Origin of the sequence: Mesorhizobium sp. B283B1A, assembly GCF_020165735.1 — a bacterium.
In the GTDB taxonomy this organism is placed as follows: domain Bacteria; phylum Pseudomonadota; class Alphaproteobacteria; order Rhizobiales; family Rhizobiaceae; genus Mesorhizobium; species Mesorhizobium opportunistum.
Window position 1 is genome coordinate 41,842 of record NZ_JAIUIQ010000017.1, and the last position, 15,530, is coordinate 57,371.

Sequence of the window (15,530 nt, forward strand, 5' to 3'; positions counted from 1 at the left end):
CGGCATTTCGCAAATACTACCGGGTGTTATCGCGATTTCCACCCGGCTGCGAACATTTCATGCCGCGATCTTTTCCCGGGCCGCCAGGATCTGGACGCACGCATTGGCCGCTTCCTTGCCCTTGACGGTGAAGTGCTCGAAGAAGAAGCGCTGATGCTCGGCGCTGTCGTGGTAGTTGTGCGGCGTGAGCACCGCCGAAAGCACCGGCACGCCGGTCGACAGCTGCACGTTCATCATGCCGTCGATGACGGCGCCGGCGACGAACTCATGCCGGTAGATGCCGCCATCGACGACAAACGCCGTGCCCAGGATCGCCGCATAGCGGCCGGTCTGGGCCAGGGTCTTGGCGTGCAGCGGGATCTCGTAGGCGCCGGGCACGTCGAAGACATCGACGGCAAAGCGTCCGTCGCCAAGCGCGGAAAGCTCCGACTCGAAGGCCGCGACGCACTGGTCGACGATATCGGCATGCCAGCGCGCGCGAATGACGGCGATGCGAACAGTTTCATAGTCTTTGTGGGAATGCTGATTCATGGGTCCATCCTTCCGTTTCGAACCAGAATCAGGACGCACGATACAAAATCCGGCCCGCCGAGGCGGTCCGTCTTTCGTTCGTTCTCTTTCATCCGGACTATACCGTCGGCTCCGGAATCAGACCGGATCTGCTGACCTTTCCACTAGAGCGCCACGCGTCCTCTTGGACGCGTAAAGGACGCTCTAGCACCTAAGAATCCACGCATTGGCGCGTGGACTGGAAAGCGCTCGCGGGCTCGGGTCGAAACCCCTACCGCCGGTGGGGACTTTCACCCCGCCCTGAGAACATTGACGGCTTTGTATGAAAGGGCAGGGGGCGGCTGTCAACCGCGCCAACGCGCTGGCCTATCAGGTGCTGCTCGAGTGGCGCGTGCGCCATGCCGCCGCCGAGGCGGCAACCAGCATGAGCAATGCCGCGATCATCGCGCAGATGGCAAAACCGAAGGTGGCATAGAGCGGGCCGAAGCCGGTCGTGCCGACAAAGACCGCCAGATAGGTCACCGCGCTGTTCAGGCCCATGATCGTGCCGCGCCGCGAGGGATCGAGCGCGGAGAGGCGCATCACCAGCACATTCAACCCGAAATGGTTGGCAAGTCCCCACACCGCGACCATGGCTATGGTCAGCCCGAAACTGTCGCTCGTCGCGGCAATGGCGACGTAGACGATGGCGACAAGCAGATAGGCGAACGGCATGACGCGACGGGCGCCGAGGCGATCGATCACGCCATCGAGGAGAGCAGCCGTGCCGAAGCCGATGCCATAGGCGAGCGCGGCCCACCCGTTGGCGCTCACCGGCTTGCCCAACCCGCTGTGCAGGTGGTCGCCGAGGTAGCCATAGACACCGTAGAAGGCGGTCATGAAGGCCGCGCAGGCGACGAGAAGCGGCACAATGCCGGGAATGCCGAGTGCGGCCAGCGGCGCTGGCGCCGGGCCGCTCTTCCTGATGTCGCTCAGCGACGTCATGGTGAGACCAGCCAGTGCAAGCATTGCGAGGAGCGCGACGGCGGCGAAGACGGCGCGCCAATGCACGAGATCGGCAAGCACGGCCGAGAGCGAAACGCCGGCCACCATGCTGAGCGTCCATCCGGTGAGCACGACGCCGATCGTCCCGCTTTCGCGGCCGGGCGGCGCGATCGCCGCCGAGCTGGCGTAGATCGCCGGCATGGCGACGCCGGCGGCGATGCCGGCAACCAGCTGTGCCGCGACCAGCATGACCACCGTCGGCGCCGCCGCGCTCGCGACAAGTGCCAGCGCCAGCAGCAGCAAAGCCCCCTGCAGCATCCGGCGTGCGCCGAGGCGGTCGATGTAGCGGGCCAGGAACAGGGCGCTTGCCGAGGTGCCCAGGCCAAACGCGGCCGCAGCAGCCATCACGGCCGGGACACTGGTTGCGAACGACGCGGCCACGGCCGGTGCAATCGGACCAAGGACCAGCGAGTTCGAGCCGATCACGGCGATGCACCCGGTCAAAAGATAGGCCAGCGCCGGGATTGGCGGCCGGGCCTCGGCTGCGAAGGTCGTGGCTTGATCACTGTTCGACATATCAACATAATGGCCGTATTGAATTCTGTAGCAATCGGGATTGTCGACATGGATGAAGAAACAGATGGCATTCGGCGGAACAGGCCAGCACCCCGTGATGTCGACGCGATCGACCGAAAAATATTAGGCGTTCTCGTCGAGGACGCCACGGTCAGCTACGCCGAACTGGGTGACCGTGTCGGCCTTTCGCCGCCCGCCGCCCATGAGCGGGTCAAGCGCCTGCGGCGCAGCGGCGCCATCCGCGGCACGGCTGTCATCATCGACCCCAATGCGGTGCGGAAACCGCTGCTCGCCTTCGTGCATATCGACACCAAGGGCTGGGGCAAGACGCCGGAACTGATGGCGATCTCGCAATATCCGGAAGTCGAGGAGATCCACACCGTCGCCGGCGACACCTGCGTGCTGCTCAAGGTCCGCACCGAGGATCCGAGGGCGCTCGAAGGATTGCTGTCGCGTCTCTATGAAACGCCTGGCGTCACCTCGACGCGCAGCTACGTAGTGCTGTCGACCTATCTCGAGCGGCCGGTGCAGCCCGGCGTCACCACGCAATGGCCAACGCCCCAACATATGAGCCGGCCGCTATACTAGGTCTGGGCTCGTTGACGCCCAGCGCAAGCCTGTCGCGACCAGGTCGCGGGCGTGGTAAGACAAGGGCTGAAGCAGGTCGGCTCCCAGCGATTGCGCCGCAGAGGGACAATCGCATGCTGGTCTCGCGAGGTTTCAAACCGACAGCGGGGGATAGCAATGTTGGAAACGGACAAGGCCTTTACCGGTTCGATCCCGGAAAACTACGACCGCTATATGGTGCCGTTGATTTTCGAACCTTTCGCCGCCGATCTGGCACTGCGGGCAGCGGCCCTGTCGCCCGGCGCGGTCCTGGAAATCGCCGCGGGCACCGGGGTGGTCACCCGCGCATTGGCGCCAAAACTGTCCCCCGACGCAAGCTATGTCGTGAGCGACCTCAACCAGCCCATGCTCGACTACGCCGCTTCGCGACAAGCTCCCGACAATCGCATCACATGGCGCCAGGCGGATGCCATGGCGCTGCCGTTCGAGGATGCGGCCTTCGATGTCGTCTGTTGCCAGTTCGGAGCCATGTTCTTTCCCACCCGCTCAGCCGCCTACCGCGAAGCGAGGCGGGTGCTGAAGCCCGGCGGACACTTCCTGTTCAACGTCTGGGATCGCATCGAGGAGAACGTATTTGCCGATGATGTGACGAATGCTCTCGCAAGGATTTTTCCGGACGATCCGCCGCGCTTTCTGGCGCGCACACCCCATGGCTATCACGATACGGCCTTGATCCGCCGCGACCTGGAAGACGCGGGTTTCTCCCATGTGGTGATCGAGACGAGAGCCGAACAGAGCCGTGCATCCTCGCCGCGCCTGCCGGCCGTTGCCTATTGCAAGGGTACGGTTCTTCGCAGCGAAATCGAGGCCAGGGACGCCGGAAAACTGGAAGCCGCTACCGACTATGCCGCGGCCGCGATCGCGGAAAGGCATGGCAGCGGCGAGGTCGCCGCCAAAATCCAGGCTCACGTGATCGTGGCCCTGGCTTAGTCTGCCATCGAGCGTGCTCTAGCTTCCCAGCCGGATCGTCTCGAAATAGGCGTCGGTGCCGACCTGACCGCCCTTCAGCGCGATTTCGAGCCCGTCGATCTCGCCGCCGCCATGGGCGAGACAAAGCGGTGAGCCGGGCGATTGCGGCAACGGCATGCGCACGGTCAGCGCATCGATGGACAATTGTCCCAGCGCATGGCTCGACGTGTCGCCGCCGGCGATCACCGCGCGCTTGAGTTTTTCTGTCGCCACCAGCCGGCGCAGGATGGTTCCCAGCGCCCGTCCCAGCCTGTTGCGTGCGCCTTCGATATGGTCGATCTCGGCACTGCGATCGGCCTGGGGACCGAGCGCGGTGTAGAGGATGACACTGCGCCCCGCCGCCAGGCTCGACAATCCGCTGGCGACGGCGCGCTCGATCGCTTCGCCGGCGCCCTCCGAGACCAACTGCATTGCGTCCATCTGGATGCCGTCGAACCCATGGGCGAGCGCGAAACGGATCTGCTTCTCCGTGGTCGGCGACACACTGCCCGAGACCACGGCGAGCCGGTCCACCGGACCGGGCGATGTGAAGGACGCATGCCCCGTGGCGATGCCTTTGTCTGCCCATTCGGCGAGCAGGGCATACTCGATGCCGGAGGATCCGACGACGAAACCATGCTCTTTTTCGCACATGCGCCAGACCTGTTCGCCGACGCGCTTCTGCGTCTGGCGGCTCTCGACGTCGAACAGGACGATTGCCCTGTTTTGCAAGGCCTGGTTGACCCGTTGGGGAAGATCGTCGGCCTGCAATGCCGCCAGGTCGACAAGGCCGGAAGCGAGACCGGTCTGGTGAGACAGATGGAGGAGCAGATCCGCCTCGTTCATCGGCGTCACCGGATGCCGGCTCATGACGGGGTGCCGGTCGATGCGGAAATAGTCGCCGCGGAATGCAGCGAAGAGGTTCCCGAACGCTGTATAGCGCTTGAGTTGCGGAGCCCCGACAACCACCGGCACGGCCTTCTGCCCGAAGACACCCCTGCCGATTTCTATGGCGCGGCCGATGCTGCCGATCGTCGGGCTGGAATCGAAGGTCGAGCAGATCTTGTAGTGGCAAACCGACGCCTCGAGCCCTCTCAGCCACTCGAAGGCTGGCGCCAGGTTCTCGTCCATCCATTGCGGCGTTTCGCTGCGGCTGGTGCCCGCCAGTCCCATGGCGCGGCAATGCGAAAATCGCGCCAGCAAGGGCTGGTCGGGCTGGCGCATGAACAGCACCGTCGGCACGCCGCCGAGTTCGAGTGCCTCCATGACGTCGGTCGAGCCGGTGAGGTCGTCGCCATAGTAGCTGAGCAGCAGGTTCTGCATGACCTTGCTCACGCGGCCTTGCCGTCGCCGAACTTCTCGATCGAGCGCGCCAGTTCGACATGGCTGCTTGCGTAGTCCGCCAAGGAAATGCCCTCGACGGCGGCTTGCCAGGCCTGCTGGACGGCGCGCACGCCAGCACCCGGGCCGTCCGGATGGCTGACGATGCCGCCGCCGCAGAGATAGAGCAGATCGACCGTGCGCCCGGTGCGCTCGTAGGTCTCGGGCGCCTGTCCGCCCCACTGACCGGAACCCGCGACCGGCAGGGAGCAATCATCAGGCGAGAACAGCGGCGTCGTCACCGCCTCGAAGGAGGCGATGAAAGATGCGTCCGGCTCCCAGTATTTCGAGGCGATGCCGTTGATCTGGAACTGGTCGACGCCGAGCAGCCGCCAGAACTGCTGCCAGACCTTGAAGTCCATGCCGAGGCCGGGATGGCGGGTCAGGATGTCCCAGCCGTTGCGGTGGGCATGCAGCACCAGGCCGGAGCGCTTTCTGAGGTAGGCCATGCCGCCGAAGCCGACGGAGTTGATGTTGATGACCGCGCAATTGCCGCCGGCCTTGAGCACCATATCGTGGTTGCGCATCACCTCGTCCGGGTCGGCATGCGAGATGCCGAAAGCATACATCACCTTCTTGCCGGTCTTCTGCTCGTGGTCGAGGATCAGCGGCATGATCGCCTTCACCCGCTCCTCCAGCGGCGAGTAGGCCGGGCTCATCAGCTTCTCGTCGTCCTTGATGAAATCGACGCCGGCGGCGATCAGTTCGCCGACCATGGCGGCCGTCTCGTGCGGTCGCAGGCCCAGCGCCGGCTTGACGATGGTGCCGATGATCGGACGGCCCTCGACACCGGTCAGCCTGCGGCTGCCGGCGACGCCGAATTGCGGCCCCGGATGGGCGCCCTTGAATTCTTGCGGCAGCTTCATGTCGACGACGCGGATGCCCGACAGGCCCTTGATCGAATAGGTGCCGCCGATGGCGATGGTCATCAGCGCCGAGAGGTCGGTGCCGATGGCATCGAACGGAAAGGCGATATCGACATCGGCCCGCCTGAAAGGCCCGGTGCCGTCCTCGGGAATGGATGGCTGCTCCGCATCGGGCAGGTGCCGGATCGCTGTCACCCGTGCCGCCACACGCGCCTTCAGCTCTTCGGTTTCGCCGGGCAGCGCGACAAAGGTGCCGGTCGATTGGTCGCTGGCGATCTTGGCCGCCAGGGCTTCTATGCTGCCTGAGGTTTCGATGCGATAGGTGAGGGTGATCATGATGGATGGACCGGGTCGAAAAGGTTCGAAAAAAGTTTCGTTGCGAATGAAATCTGGTATAATGAGTACATAAGTATTGCAAGCAAATATCCCGGCTGCCGCGACGGGCGTCGGTTAAGGGCAGGCATTCCGATAGTCCTGCCCGGAATGCTACACAGGAATCGGGGCAAGGGAGTGATTCGCGGCGATGAACCGTTCGGAACCGATCGTCCGGCGCAAGCTTTCCGACGAAGTCTTTGCAAGGCTGAAGCGGCTGATCACCAGCGGCGAATTGCAGCCGGGTGATGACATGCCGTCGGAGCGCGAATTGATGGAGCGCTTCGAGGTCGGCCGGCCTGCGATCCGCGAGGCCATGCAGGCGTTGAGCAATATGGGCCTTGTCGCCATCTCGCATGGCGAGCGGGCCAAGGTGCTGCAGCTGACCGCCAAGTCGATCATCAGACAGGTCGACGGTGCGGCCAAGATCATCCTGTCTTCGTCGAAGGACACGCTCGAGCATTTGAAGAGCGCGCGCATCTTCTTCGAGCGCGGCATGGTCAAGGAGGCCGCCGAAAGGGCCACCGCCGAGGATGTGCAGCAGCTCAAGGAAACCGTTGCCGAGCAGCGCGGCGCACGTGGCAATTCGGAAGCCTTCATTTCCGCCGACATGAAATTTCACAGCCGTATCGCGGCGATTTCGGGCAACCCGATCTATGTCGCCGTCAGCGAGGCGATGCTCGGCTGGCTGAAGGAATACCATACTGAGATGCTGATCTGGACCGGCAAGGAAAAGTACACGCTGACCGAGCACGAGGAGATCATCGACCGCATCGAGCACAAGGATGCCGACGGCGCCGAGAAGGCGATGATCAAGCATCTCGAACGCTCGCGCGCGCTCTATGTGATGAATTCCGAGAAGTAGGCTTGCCTAACCAATCCTGGCAATCCCGTAGGGCGGCATGACGAGACGGTCCTCGCCAAGCGCGGAAGCATCGACCGGGACATCGTCCGCCGTCAGATTGGCCAGCCATGCGACGGTCTCGCCCGAGGTCGAGCGCCCGGCCAGCGCCAGCACACGCGTCTCGTCACTCGTTTTCGCGGCAACATGCGCGAGCCCAGCCAGTCCGCAAAGCGCGGAGATAGCCTGGAAGATCGGCCGCGGCGATCCCTCGGCGGCAGGTTCCCCGGATGCCGCCAGCACGCCGAACGGCCCGGTGAAGCCGGACAGCGTCAGCATCTCTAGTCCGGCCGGCGCGACGCCCGCGGCATAGCCGATCGTCCACGCGGCGGCGAACTGGGCCGCATGACGCGGATCGCGATTGGCCATGGCGATGCGCTGGCCATCAAAATTGTCCTTGGTCGCGCCGCCATAGGGGTTCTGCCGCATGGCGATGGTGGACGGCCCGATCCGGTAGGGCTTGTCGCCGAAGATCGCCCGCACCGACCGGGTGATGAACGGCAAGGCCTCCAGCGACTGCATGACGCTGAGATCGTCGGCGGCATGCACGATCGGGCAGGTGCAGTGGGTGACGAAATCGAGCAGCCCGGCCGGAACGCGCTTGCGGTTGAGCTCGGTAAAATAGCTGAACATGCCACCGCCGAGACGGATATCGGGAAAGGCGCGGCGGGCGGCGGCGTAGACATCCTCGAGCGGCGGGCATGCCGGCCAGGCGCTGCCCGGCGGTGTCGACTGCCGGTCGACCGAAGGCGATACCGCGACGGCGTCGAGCCGCAGGCCCGCCTGGCGCACCATGTCGGCGACCGCTGCGAGTTCGGCATCGAGATCGCCGGCGCCGGCGACAACGCATTCGAGGGTCGTTGCAGCGGGGCAAGCGGCGGCAAGCCGGGCATGGGCGCGCAAGGCGTCCAGCCCGTGGCCGCGCGTCGGGTCGTAGTGGAGCAAAAGCTGCTGCGGGCCGAGCTTCGACAGCATCGGCAGGTTCGCCAGCGTTGCCTCCACATCCTCGGGATAAATGACCACGCCGATATCGGGCAGTGTAGGTCCGGCTTCGCCAAGCTCGATGCGGACCGGTTCATTGCCCGAAGCCGTGGCCGAAGGCCTGGCGTCGCCCGCAATGCGCAGGCTGACGGTCTGGCGCACAGGTTCCCCCGCCGGCAGCACATAGGGCCAGGGCAGCGCCAGCGGCCGGACATAGGTCTTGTAGGAGGCATCGGACCAGTTGCGCTGGTCCTCCATCTCGAATGTGTCGCCTTCCATCCGGCACTCGGCGGTGAGGCCGGGCCGCACCGCATGCGTGATGGCGCGCAAATCCTTGAAAGGCTGCCAGGGGTCGATCAGGTCGGGCAGTATCGTATCCACCACGCTGCCGTCGGTATGCTCGATCCTCACCGGGCTGCCGGCAAGCTCCGCGATCGGATGCAGGATGCAGAAGCCGCAGCGGTTGGTCTCGAAATCGCTTTCGGGCACCGCGCTGACGTCGAACACCAGCCGGCCGTCGGCCGATCCCTTGATGGTGGCGCGGAAGGCGAGCCGGCTTTCGCCCGGTCCGGTGCAGCTTGCCGTATAGCCGACGGAGAAAGCATCGGCGCCCTGGTCGATGGTCAAGTCCGCCAGCACGGGTTCGTAGGTGCCCCAGTCGCGGTCCCGCACGATATAGGCGATGGCGCGCAGCACCTCGGTGTCGCCATGGCGGATGGTGCGCAGATTGCCGTTGACGAAATCGGCGCTGAGCGGGCCGGCGCTGAGCCGGACCGGCCTGGCTTCCGCCGCGCGTGTGCCGCAGAGGAGGAAGCCATCCACGCTCATTTCAGCAGCCCGTCCATCCGCACCGGTTCGCGGCTCGCGGCGCCGGCATAGGCAGCCTCGACCAGCGCGAACGTCTTGAGATTGTCGGCGCCCGAGGTCGCTGGCTCCTTGCCGCCGACAAGGCAGTCGACCCAGTGCCGCTGGATCGCCAGCACGCTTTCCTGGATGTTGTGCCATGGCCGCGATGCCCAGGCGAGCAGTGGCGGCGAAATGTCCTTCACCGTCGTGCCGCTCTTGCCGGTGACGGTGAGCTGGTAGCCCTGAGCCAGCCGGATCGTGCCGTCGCTGCCGTCGATCTCGATCAGCGTTTCGGGAAACGGCTCGACGGCGAGCCTTGTCGCATAGCTGCAGTCGACCACCGAGGTGGCGCCGCTCTCGTGGTCCATCAGCATCGTGGCGACATCCTCGCCGGCAATGGCGGGATTGATGCGCGCGGTGCGGGCAGTGAGGCTCGATACGTCGCCCAACAGGAAGCGGGCGATGTCGAGGATGTGGATGCCGAGATCCTCGATGATGAAGCGTTTTCCGGTCGCCAGGTAAGGCTGGCCGGAAAACACGTCATAGGCGGAGCGGAAGGAGATGCGTCCGAAGAAGGGCGTGCCGATCTCGCCGCTGTCGAGCACGGCGCGCACCGCCTGGATCGGTGATTGCCAGCGAAAATTCTCGTGCACCATCAGCGGCACGCCGGCCTTGGCGCAGGCCGCGACCATCGCCTTGGCGTCGGCGAGCGTCGGCGCGAATGGTTTCTGGCAGATCACCGGAATGCGGTTGGCGGCCGCCATCTCGACCAGCGGCCGGTGGCTGCCGACGGTCGTGGCGATGTCGACGAAGTCGAGCGTCTCGCCAGCAAACATCGCCGCCGCATCGGTGTAGCGCCTGGAAATGCCAAACTGGTCGCCGACGATCCGGAGCCGTTCGGGATCGCGGTCGCAGATGGCGACGATCGAGGCGCCCTCGATGTCGCGCCAGGCATGCATCTGGTTGACGGCGAAGAAGCCGCAGCCGATCAGCGCTCCACGCAATTCCGTCATGATCAGCCCGCCTTTGCCATCTGCATCAGCGTGACGCGCTGCTGAAGCCGGCGCTGCGCCTGGTCGACGACCACCGCGACGATGATGACCAGGCCCTTGATCACCATCTGCCAGAAGGAACTCACACCCATCATCACCAGCCCGTCCGACAGGATACCGATGACGAAGGCACCGACGATGGTGCCGCCGATTGTGCCGCGGCCGCCCGACATCGAGGTGCCGCCAAGCACCGCCGCGGCGATGGCATTCAACTCGAAGCTTTCGCCGGTCGCCGGATGCGAGGCCATCAGCTCCGACGAGATGATCAGGCCGACGATCGCCGCGCAGAAGCCGGAGAACATGTAGACGAACATCTTGACCATGTTGACGCGCACGCCCGAGATCCGTGCCGCGCGCTCGTTGCCGCCGACGGCGAAGATGTGGCGGCCGAGCGGGGTGTATCTGGCGAGATAGGCGGCACCCAGCGCCACCACGATCAGGATCCAGATCGACACCGGCAGGCCGACGAGCCGGCCGGCGCCGAGGAAGCCGAAGCCCGTGGTGCCGAGTTCCGGCTTGCCGACCAGATTGGGGAAGGTGCGCCCGTCCGACGACAGCAGCGCCAGGCCGCGCGCCACATAGAGCACGCCCAGCGTGGCGATGAAGGGCGCGACGTTTAATCTGGTGATCAGCAATCCGTTGACGGCGCCGATCAGGATGCCGACCGCCAGCGTGATCAGGGCGATCTCGAGAACGTTGAAATAGATGGTGTAGCCGATGTGCAGGTCGATGCCGTTGAGCACGAGATAGCCGGCCACCATGCCGCACAGGCCGACGATCGAGCCGACCGAAAGATCGATGCCGCCGGTGATGATGACGAAGGTCATGCCCATGGCCAGGAAGGCGTTGAGCGCAACGTGCTTGGCCATCAGGATCAAATTGGCCGCCGACAGGAAGTTCGGCGCGGCGATCGAGAAGAACACCAGCACGGCAATCAGCGCGATGAAGGTCCTGAGTTTCATCAGCGTCAGCAGTGCGGAACCGCTGGCGGCCGACGAATGAGCCGCCCTGGCCGGAATGTCAGTCATCAGCGTTGCTCTCCATGTGCGGGGGCAAGATGTATGGGGGCAAGATCTGCGGGGGCAGGATGTGCGGGGACAGGTCCGTGGCCGAGCGCCGATGCGGCGACGATCGCGGCCTCGGTCGCCTCGGCGCGCTCGAACATGCCGGTCAGTTTGCCATTGCTCATCACCGCGATCCGGTCGGAGAGCGCCATCACCTCATCGAGATCGGACGTGGCGAAGAGGATGCCGAGCCCATCGCGCGACAGTTTGCGCATGGTACGAAAGACGTCGGCCTTGGCGCCGACATCGATGCCGCGGCTGGGCTCATCCATCAGAAGCACCTTGGGTCCGGTGAGCAGCGCCTTGCCGATCACCACTTTCTGCTGGTTGCCGCCGGACAGCGACGAGACCTCCTGCGCCGGATCGGCGACCTTGATCGCCAGTTCCCGCACCATCTGCGCGACGGCCTGGCGTTCGGCGGCGCCGCGGATGTGGAACAGTCTGACGAAGCGCGACAGGCTTGCCAGCGTCAGATTGCTGGCGACGGAGAGGATCGACACCAGGCCCTCGCGCTGCCGGTCCTCCGGGATCAGCGCCAGACCCCGCCGGATGCGGCGCGTCGTATCGCGTTCCCGAACCTGTTTTCCGTCGATGAAGATGTTGCCGCTGGCATGGCCGTGGCGGCCCATGATGCAGTCGAACAACTCGCTGCGCCCGGCGCCCATCAGCCCGTAGATGCCGAGGATCTCGCCGGCACGCAGCGACAGCGAGACGTGGTCGACCGCCAGTCCGCCGGTGGCGCGCGGCAGGCAGATGTCCTCGGCGCGGAAGATTTCCTCGCCCGGCGAATGGTCGTCGGCCTTGGCGAAATCCTTGGCGTCCGAGCCGATCATCTGCCGCACGATCCACTGCGTGTCGACGTTTCTCATCTCCTCCTGGCCGGTGATGCGGCCGTCGCGCAGCACGGTGATGTAGTCGCCGATGCGGATCAGCTCCTCCAGCCGGTGCGAGATATAGACGATCGCCACGCCGCGCGACTTGAGGTCGGCGATCACCTTGAACAGGATCTCGACTTCGGCGGCGCTCAGTGCCGAGGTCGGCTCGTCCATGATCAGGATGCGCGCATCGAGCGAAACCGCCTTGGCGATCTCGACAAGCTGCTGCTGGCCGATGCGCAGATCCTCGACCAGCATATCCGGCCGTATCCCGGCCTCGAGCCGCTCGAGGAATGTGCCCGCGCGCCTTTCCTGCTCCTTGCGGTCGATCTTGCGAAACCGGTTGGTGATCTCCCGGGTGGCGAAAATGTTCTCGGCGACGGTCATGTTGCCGAACAGGTTCAGTTCCTGGAACACCATGCCGATGCCGCGGTTCACCGCGTCACCGGAGGACGAGAACGAGACTTCGTTGCCGTCGAGCAGGATGCGTCCGGCCGTCGGCTGCTCGACGCCGGCGATGATCTTCATCAATGTCGATTTGCCGGCGCCGTTTTCGCCGACCAGAACATTGACCGCGCCCTTGCGCACCTCGAAATTGGCCTGCTTGACCGCGACGGTTCCGGCATAGACCTTCGAGACGTCCTCCAGCTTCAGGATGATTTCGTGATCGGCCGCCGTGCTCATGGCTTGGGTCCGATCTCGGCCTCCGCCGGAGTCACCAAGGGCAGGTCCTGGCCGCTTTCGATCGTATAGGCGCCAAGCACCTTGGCGGTACGGCCTTCCAGCGCCTCGCGCGGCAGCTTGGAAAGCACGGCCTTGTCAGCATGGGCGTTGAACGCCTTGCCGAACTGGGCGAAGTCGATCTGGTTGGTGAAGTCGTTGAACTGGACGAAATCGAGGCTGTCGCGCAACGCCGTTCCGCGCATTGCCGGCCCGATCTGGACGCGTGCATCCGCCTTGCCATCGCCGTCGACGTCGATATCCATCGTGCCCGCGCGGGACTGCGTGTTGGCCGCGACAATCTTGCCTTCGACGCGGACCGCGAAGGTCCATGGCGAATTCGCCTGCTTCTTGGGGTTGCCGTATTTGGCGCCGGCCGCCGCCTGATCCGTCTTCGCCAGCGCATGGACTTCGGCGAACGGCCCGGCCTTCTGACTGAGATAAGGGATGACCTTCGAAGCCCAGATGTCTTCGACCATCTTGTCCGGGTTGAAGGCCGACGCGTTGGCGTCGCCTTTCGCCGACGGCGTCGGCAGGATTTTGCAGGCGCCGAGGCCAATGCTGGCGGTCAGGGCAAGGATCGGCCAGATCGCCTTGACTGGCCAGGTCGGCTTGTTCAGCATCGCGGTCAAGCATCCCAGTGAAATGAAGGCGAGGGACGAACCTTAGGCTCGCCCCTCGCTGTTTGCGTTGCGCCGGCTCAGTTCTTCAGAGCGAATGTCTCAAGCTTGGCGGCATTGTCGCCATTGACGAGAACGCAGTCCATCAGCTGCTTTTCCTTCTCGGGCGACTTCTTGTTCTTGATGAGGTCGTTGGCCTGCTCGACCGCCATCTGCGCCTGGGCGTAGGCCGGCTGCAGCACCGTGGCCTTGATGCCGCCGGAGGTGATGGAGTCGCGCACGTCGTTCGAGCCGTCGAAGCCGACGACGATGACATCCTTGCGGTTTGCCGCGGCCAGCGCCGCATAGGCACCCATCGCCATCGTGTCATTGCCGGAGATAACGCCCTTGATGTCCGGATTGGCCTGCAGGATCGATTCCATCTTGGAATAGGCTTCCGTCTGGCTCCAGTTGGCCGACTGCTGCGCGACCATCTTCAGGTCCGGATAGTCGTCGATGACGTCATGATAGCCCTTGGAGCGGATGCCGGCATTGGTGTCGGATTCCTTGCCGACCAGCTCGACGAAATTGCCCTTCTCGCCCATCAGCTTGACGAACTCCTGCGCGCCGAGCTGGGCACCCTGGTAGTTGTTGGAGACGATCTGCGCCACGGCGACGCCGGTGGCGTTGATCTCGCGGTCGATCAGGAAGGAAGGAATGCCAGCGTCCTTCGCCTTCTGCACGGCGGCGACGGTGGCATCGGCGCCGGCATTGTCGAGGATGATCGCCTTGGCGCCACGGCCGATCGCGGTGTCGATCAGCTCGGACTGCTTGTTGGCGTCGTCATCATGGACCAGCACCAATGTGTCGTAGCCAAGCTCCTTGGCCTTTGCCTCGGCGCCGACGGCCTCCGCCTTGAAGAACGGATTGTCGTGCGAGGGAGTGATGATGGCGATCAGGTCGGCCGCGAAGGCCGGTGCCGCGGTGCCGAGTGCCAATACGCCGGCGAAAGCCGCAAGCGTCATTCTGCGTGTAAGTTTCATGAAGTCCTCCCGTTGAAAAACCGTGCCTCGATCGATCGAGGCCATCGTCTGCATTTGAATTCGTCTTGGCCATGCAGGCAGCGTGCCGCCCGGGCTCAAAAGCCTTTTGCCGGCTGTCATCCGAACTGCTCTCGCTCCCCGCCGTCCTCCACTCGCACCGGCTTCGAATTTTCAGCGAAGCATGATCGATCCGAGCCCACGAACAGCTAAAGCCAACTGGTATGATGAGTCAACCACTAATTCAGGTGATCTGTATCTAAGCGGTCGCCATTTCCTTCAGGTGATGCGCTGGATGCTGGCGGCGATCTCCTGCGGTTCGAAGACCCGCTTCCAGTCGTCGCGCATCAGCACCGGCTTGCCGAACTCGATCGCCTTGTTGCAGGCATCGGAGAACACGCCCTTGGTCTCGCCGAAGATGACGGCGCCGAGCACATTCATGTGGCCGAGCAGGAAATCGAGCGCCGCCTGCCGGTCGACGCCGCGCGCCACGACCTCGTCGAGGGCTTCCTTCATGACGACGAGCAGCGAAGCGCATACCGTCTCCGAAAGGCCGGGTTCCAGCAGCGCCATCTGTTCGACCGTCACGCGGTGCGAGCGCATCACCGGCGCCCAGATGATCTGGGCGATCTTCTCGCCCTTGGCGTAGTCGTCCTCCGGCCCTTGCATCAGGGCGCTGACGAAATGCTGCTTGGCCTTGACGCCGCCGAAGAAGTCCTTCTTGGCGGCCATGTCGGTCTCGTCGTTGAAGATCGGCGGATGACAGGGATGGGTGACGAAATAGGTAAGATCGGCACGGTCAGGCAGGTGGCCGGCGAAGGGTGCCGCGGCATCGAGCACGATCACCATCGTGCCCGGGGCAAGCTTGCTTTCGATGCCGGTGGCGACCTTGCCGATATGCGTGTCCGGCACCGCCAGGATCACGACCTCGGCACCCTTGAGCGCCTCGTCGACCCCGATCGTGTCGATGCCCAGCCCGGTCTTCAGGCGCTCCTTGCCGGCCTCGCTGATCTCGACATGGCGGATCGTGTAGTCCGAGCCGCGAAAATTGGTCGCCAGGCGGTAGCCCATTTTCCCACCCGCACCGAATAGCGCAATCGTCGTCATCTGGCCCTTGCTCCTTGATCAAACAGGCGACCGTCGCGCGATCGTCATCTTACATACTGGTATGATCACTCTACCACAATTT

The 15,530-nt window shown here is 64.4% G+C and carries 14 protein-coding genes and 1 riboswitch; of the genes, 3 read left to right on the forward strand and 11 right to left on the reverse strand.

The genetic code is table 11. From position 1 onward, the window contains the following. Positions 1-57 precede the first annotated feature (57 nt). Complete coding sequence (locus LB577_RS16505) at positions 58-531, reverse strand: 6,7-dimethyl-8-ribityllumazine synthase (protein ID WP_224687499.1); 474 nt, start codon at positions 529-531, stop codon at positions 58-60. Positions 532-607: 76 nt separating this feature from the next. Beyond that, positions 608-822, reverse strand: a riboswitch (FMN riboswitch). 57 nt (positions 823-879) lie between these two features. Further along, positions 880-2,070: an MFS transporter gene (locus tag LB577_RS16510; protein ID WP_224687500.1), complete on the reverse strand. Its 1,191-nt coding sequence runs from the start codon at positions 2,068-2,070 to the stop codon at positions 880-882. Positions 2,071-2,118: 48 nt separating this feature from the next. On the opposite strand from LB577_RS16510, the gene LB577_RS16515 reads away from it, so the two are divergent. Then, positions 2,119-2,658 carry an Lrp/AsnC family transcriptional regulator gene (locus LB577_RS16515; RefSeq protein WP_224687501.1) on the forward strand — a complete coding sequence of 180 codons (540 nt, stop codon included), beginning with the start codon at positions 2,119-2,121 and terminating at the stop codon, positions 2,656-2,658. Between the two features lie 156 nt (positions 2,659-2,814). After that, the gene (locus tag LB577_RS16520; protein WP_224687502.1) at positions 2,815-3,627 is read left to right on the forward strand and encodes a class I SAM-dependent methyltransferase; all 813 of its coding nucleotides are present in this window, start codon (positions 2,815-2,817) and stop codon (positions 3,625-3,627) included. An 18-nt stretch (positions 3,628-3,645) separates the two neighbouring features. On the opposite strand, the gene LB577_RS16525 is transcribed toward LB577_RS16520, so the two are convergent. After that, positions 3,646-4,968: a four-carbon acid sugar kinase family protein gene (locus LB577_RS16525; protein ID WP_224687564.1), complete on the reverse strand. Its 1,323-nt coding sequence runs from the start codon at positions 4,966-4,968 to the stop codon at positions 3,646-3,648. A gap of 8 nt (positions 4,969-4,976) precedes the next feature. Beyond that, positions 4,977-6,227 carry a 3-oxo-isoapionate-4-phosphate decarboxylase OiaX gene (oiaX, locus tag LB577_RS16530; RefSeq protein WP_224687503.1) on the reverse strand — a complete coding sequence of 417 codons (1,251 nt, stop codon included), beginning with the start codon at positions 6,225-6,227 and terminating at the stop codon, positions 4,977-4,979. 187 nt (positions 6,228-6,414) lie between these two features. On the opposite strand from oiaX, the gene LB577_RS16535 reads away from it, so the two are divergent. After that, on the forward strand, positions 6,415-7,128 hold the full coding sequence (locus LB577_RS16535; protein ID WP_013896818.1) for a transcriptional regulator NanR: 714 nt from the start codon (positions 6,415-6,417) through the stop codon (positions 7,126-7,128). A gap of 6 nt (positions 7,129-7,134) precedes the next feature. Here the strand turns inward: LB577_RS16535 and LB577_RS16540 are convergent, their stop codons facing one another. From LB577_RS16540 to LB577_RS16570, 7 genes are all read right to left on the reverse strand, one after another. Then, positions 7,135-8,973 carry a hypothetical protein gene (locus LB577_RS16540; RefSeq protein ID WP_224687504.1) on the reverse strand — a complete coding sequence of 613 codons (1,839 nt, stop codon included), beginning with the start codon at positions 8,971-8,973 and terminating at the stop codon, positions 7,135-7,137. Beyond that, the gene (locus tag LB577_RS16545; RefSeq protein WP_224687505.1) at positions 8,970-10,004 is read right to left on the reverse strand and encodes a Gfo/Idh/MocA family protein; all 1,035 of its coding nucleotides are present in this window, start codon (positions 10,002-10,004) and stop codon (positions 8,970-8,972) included. The genes LB577_RS16540 and LB577_RS16545 overlap by 4 nt, the downstream gene beginning before the upstream one ends. Positions 10,005-10,006: 2 nt before the next feature. After that, a complete protein-coding gene (locus LB577_RS16550; RefSeq protein WP_224687506.1) occupies positions 10,007-11,071 on the reverse strand; it encodes an ABC transporter permease in 1,065 nt (354 codons plus the stop codon). Continuing rightward, positions 11,071-12,666 (reverse strand): sugar ABC transporter ATP-binding protein, encoded by a 1,596-nt coding sequence (locus LB577_RS16555; protein WP_224687507.1) that lies wholly within the window; start codon positions 12,664-12,666, stop codon positions 11,071-11,073. The genes LB577_RS16550 and LB577_RS16555 overlap by 1 nt, the downstream gene beginning before the upstream one ends. Beyond that, positions 12,663-13,325, reverse strand: a complete 663-nt coding sequence (locus LB577_RS16560) for a DUF2291 family protein (protein ID WP_224687508.1) — start codon at positions 13,323-13,325, stop codon at positions 12,663-12,665. Before LB577_RS16560 ends, LB577_RS16555 begins: the two co-directional genes overlap by 4 nt. 77 nt (positions 13,326-13,402) lie before the next feature. Beyond that, on the reverse strand, positions 13,403-14,344 hold the full coding sequence (locus tag LB577_RS16565) for a D-ribose ABC transporter substrate-binding protein (RefSeq protein ID WP_013896812.1): 942 nt from the start codon (positions 14,342-14,344) through the stop codon (positions 13,403-13,405). 276 nt (positions 14,345-14,620) lie between these two features. Beyond that, positions 14,621-15,448, reverse strand: a complete 828-nt coding sequence (locus LB577_RS16570) for a phosphogluconate dehydrogenase C-terminal domain-containing protein (protein ID WP_224687509.1) — start codon at positions 15,446-15,448, stop codon at positions 14,621-14,623. Positions 15,449-15,530: the final 82 nt, after the last annotated feature.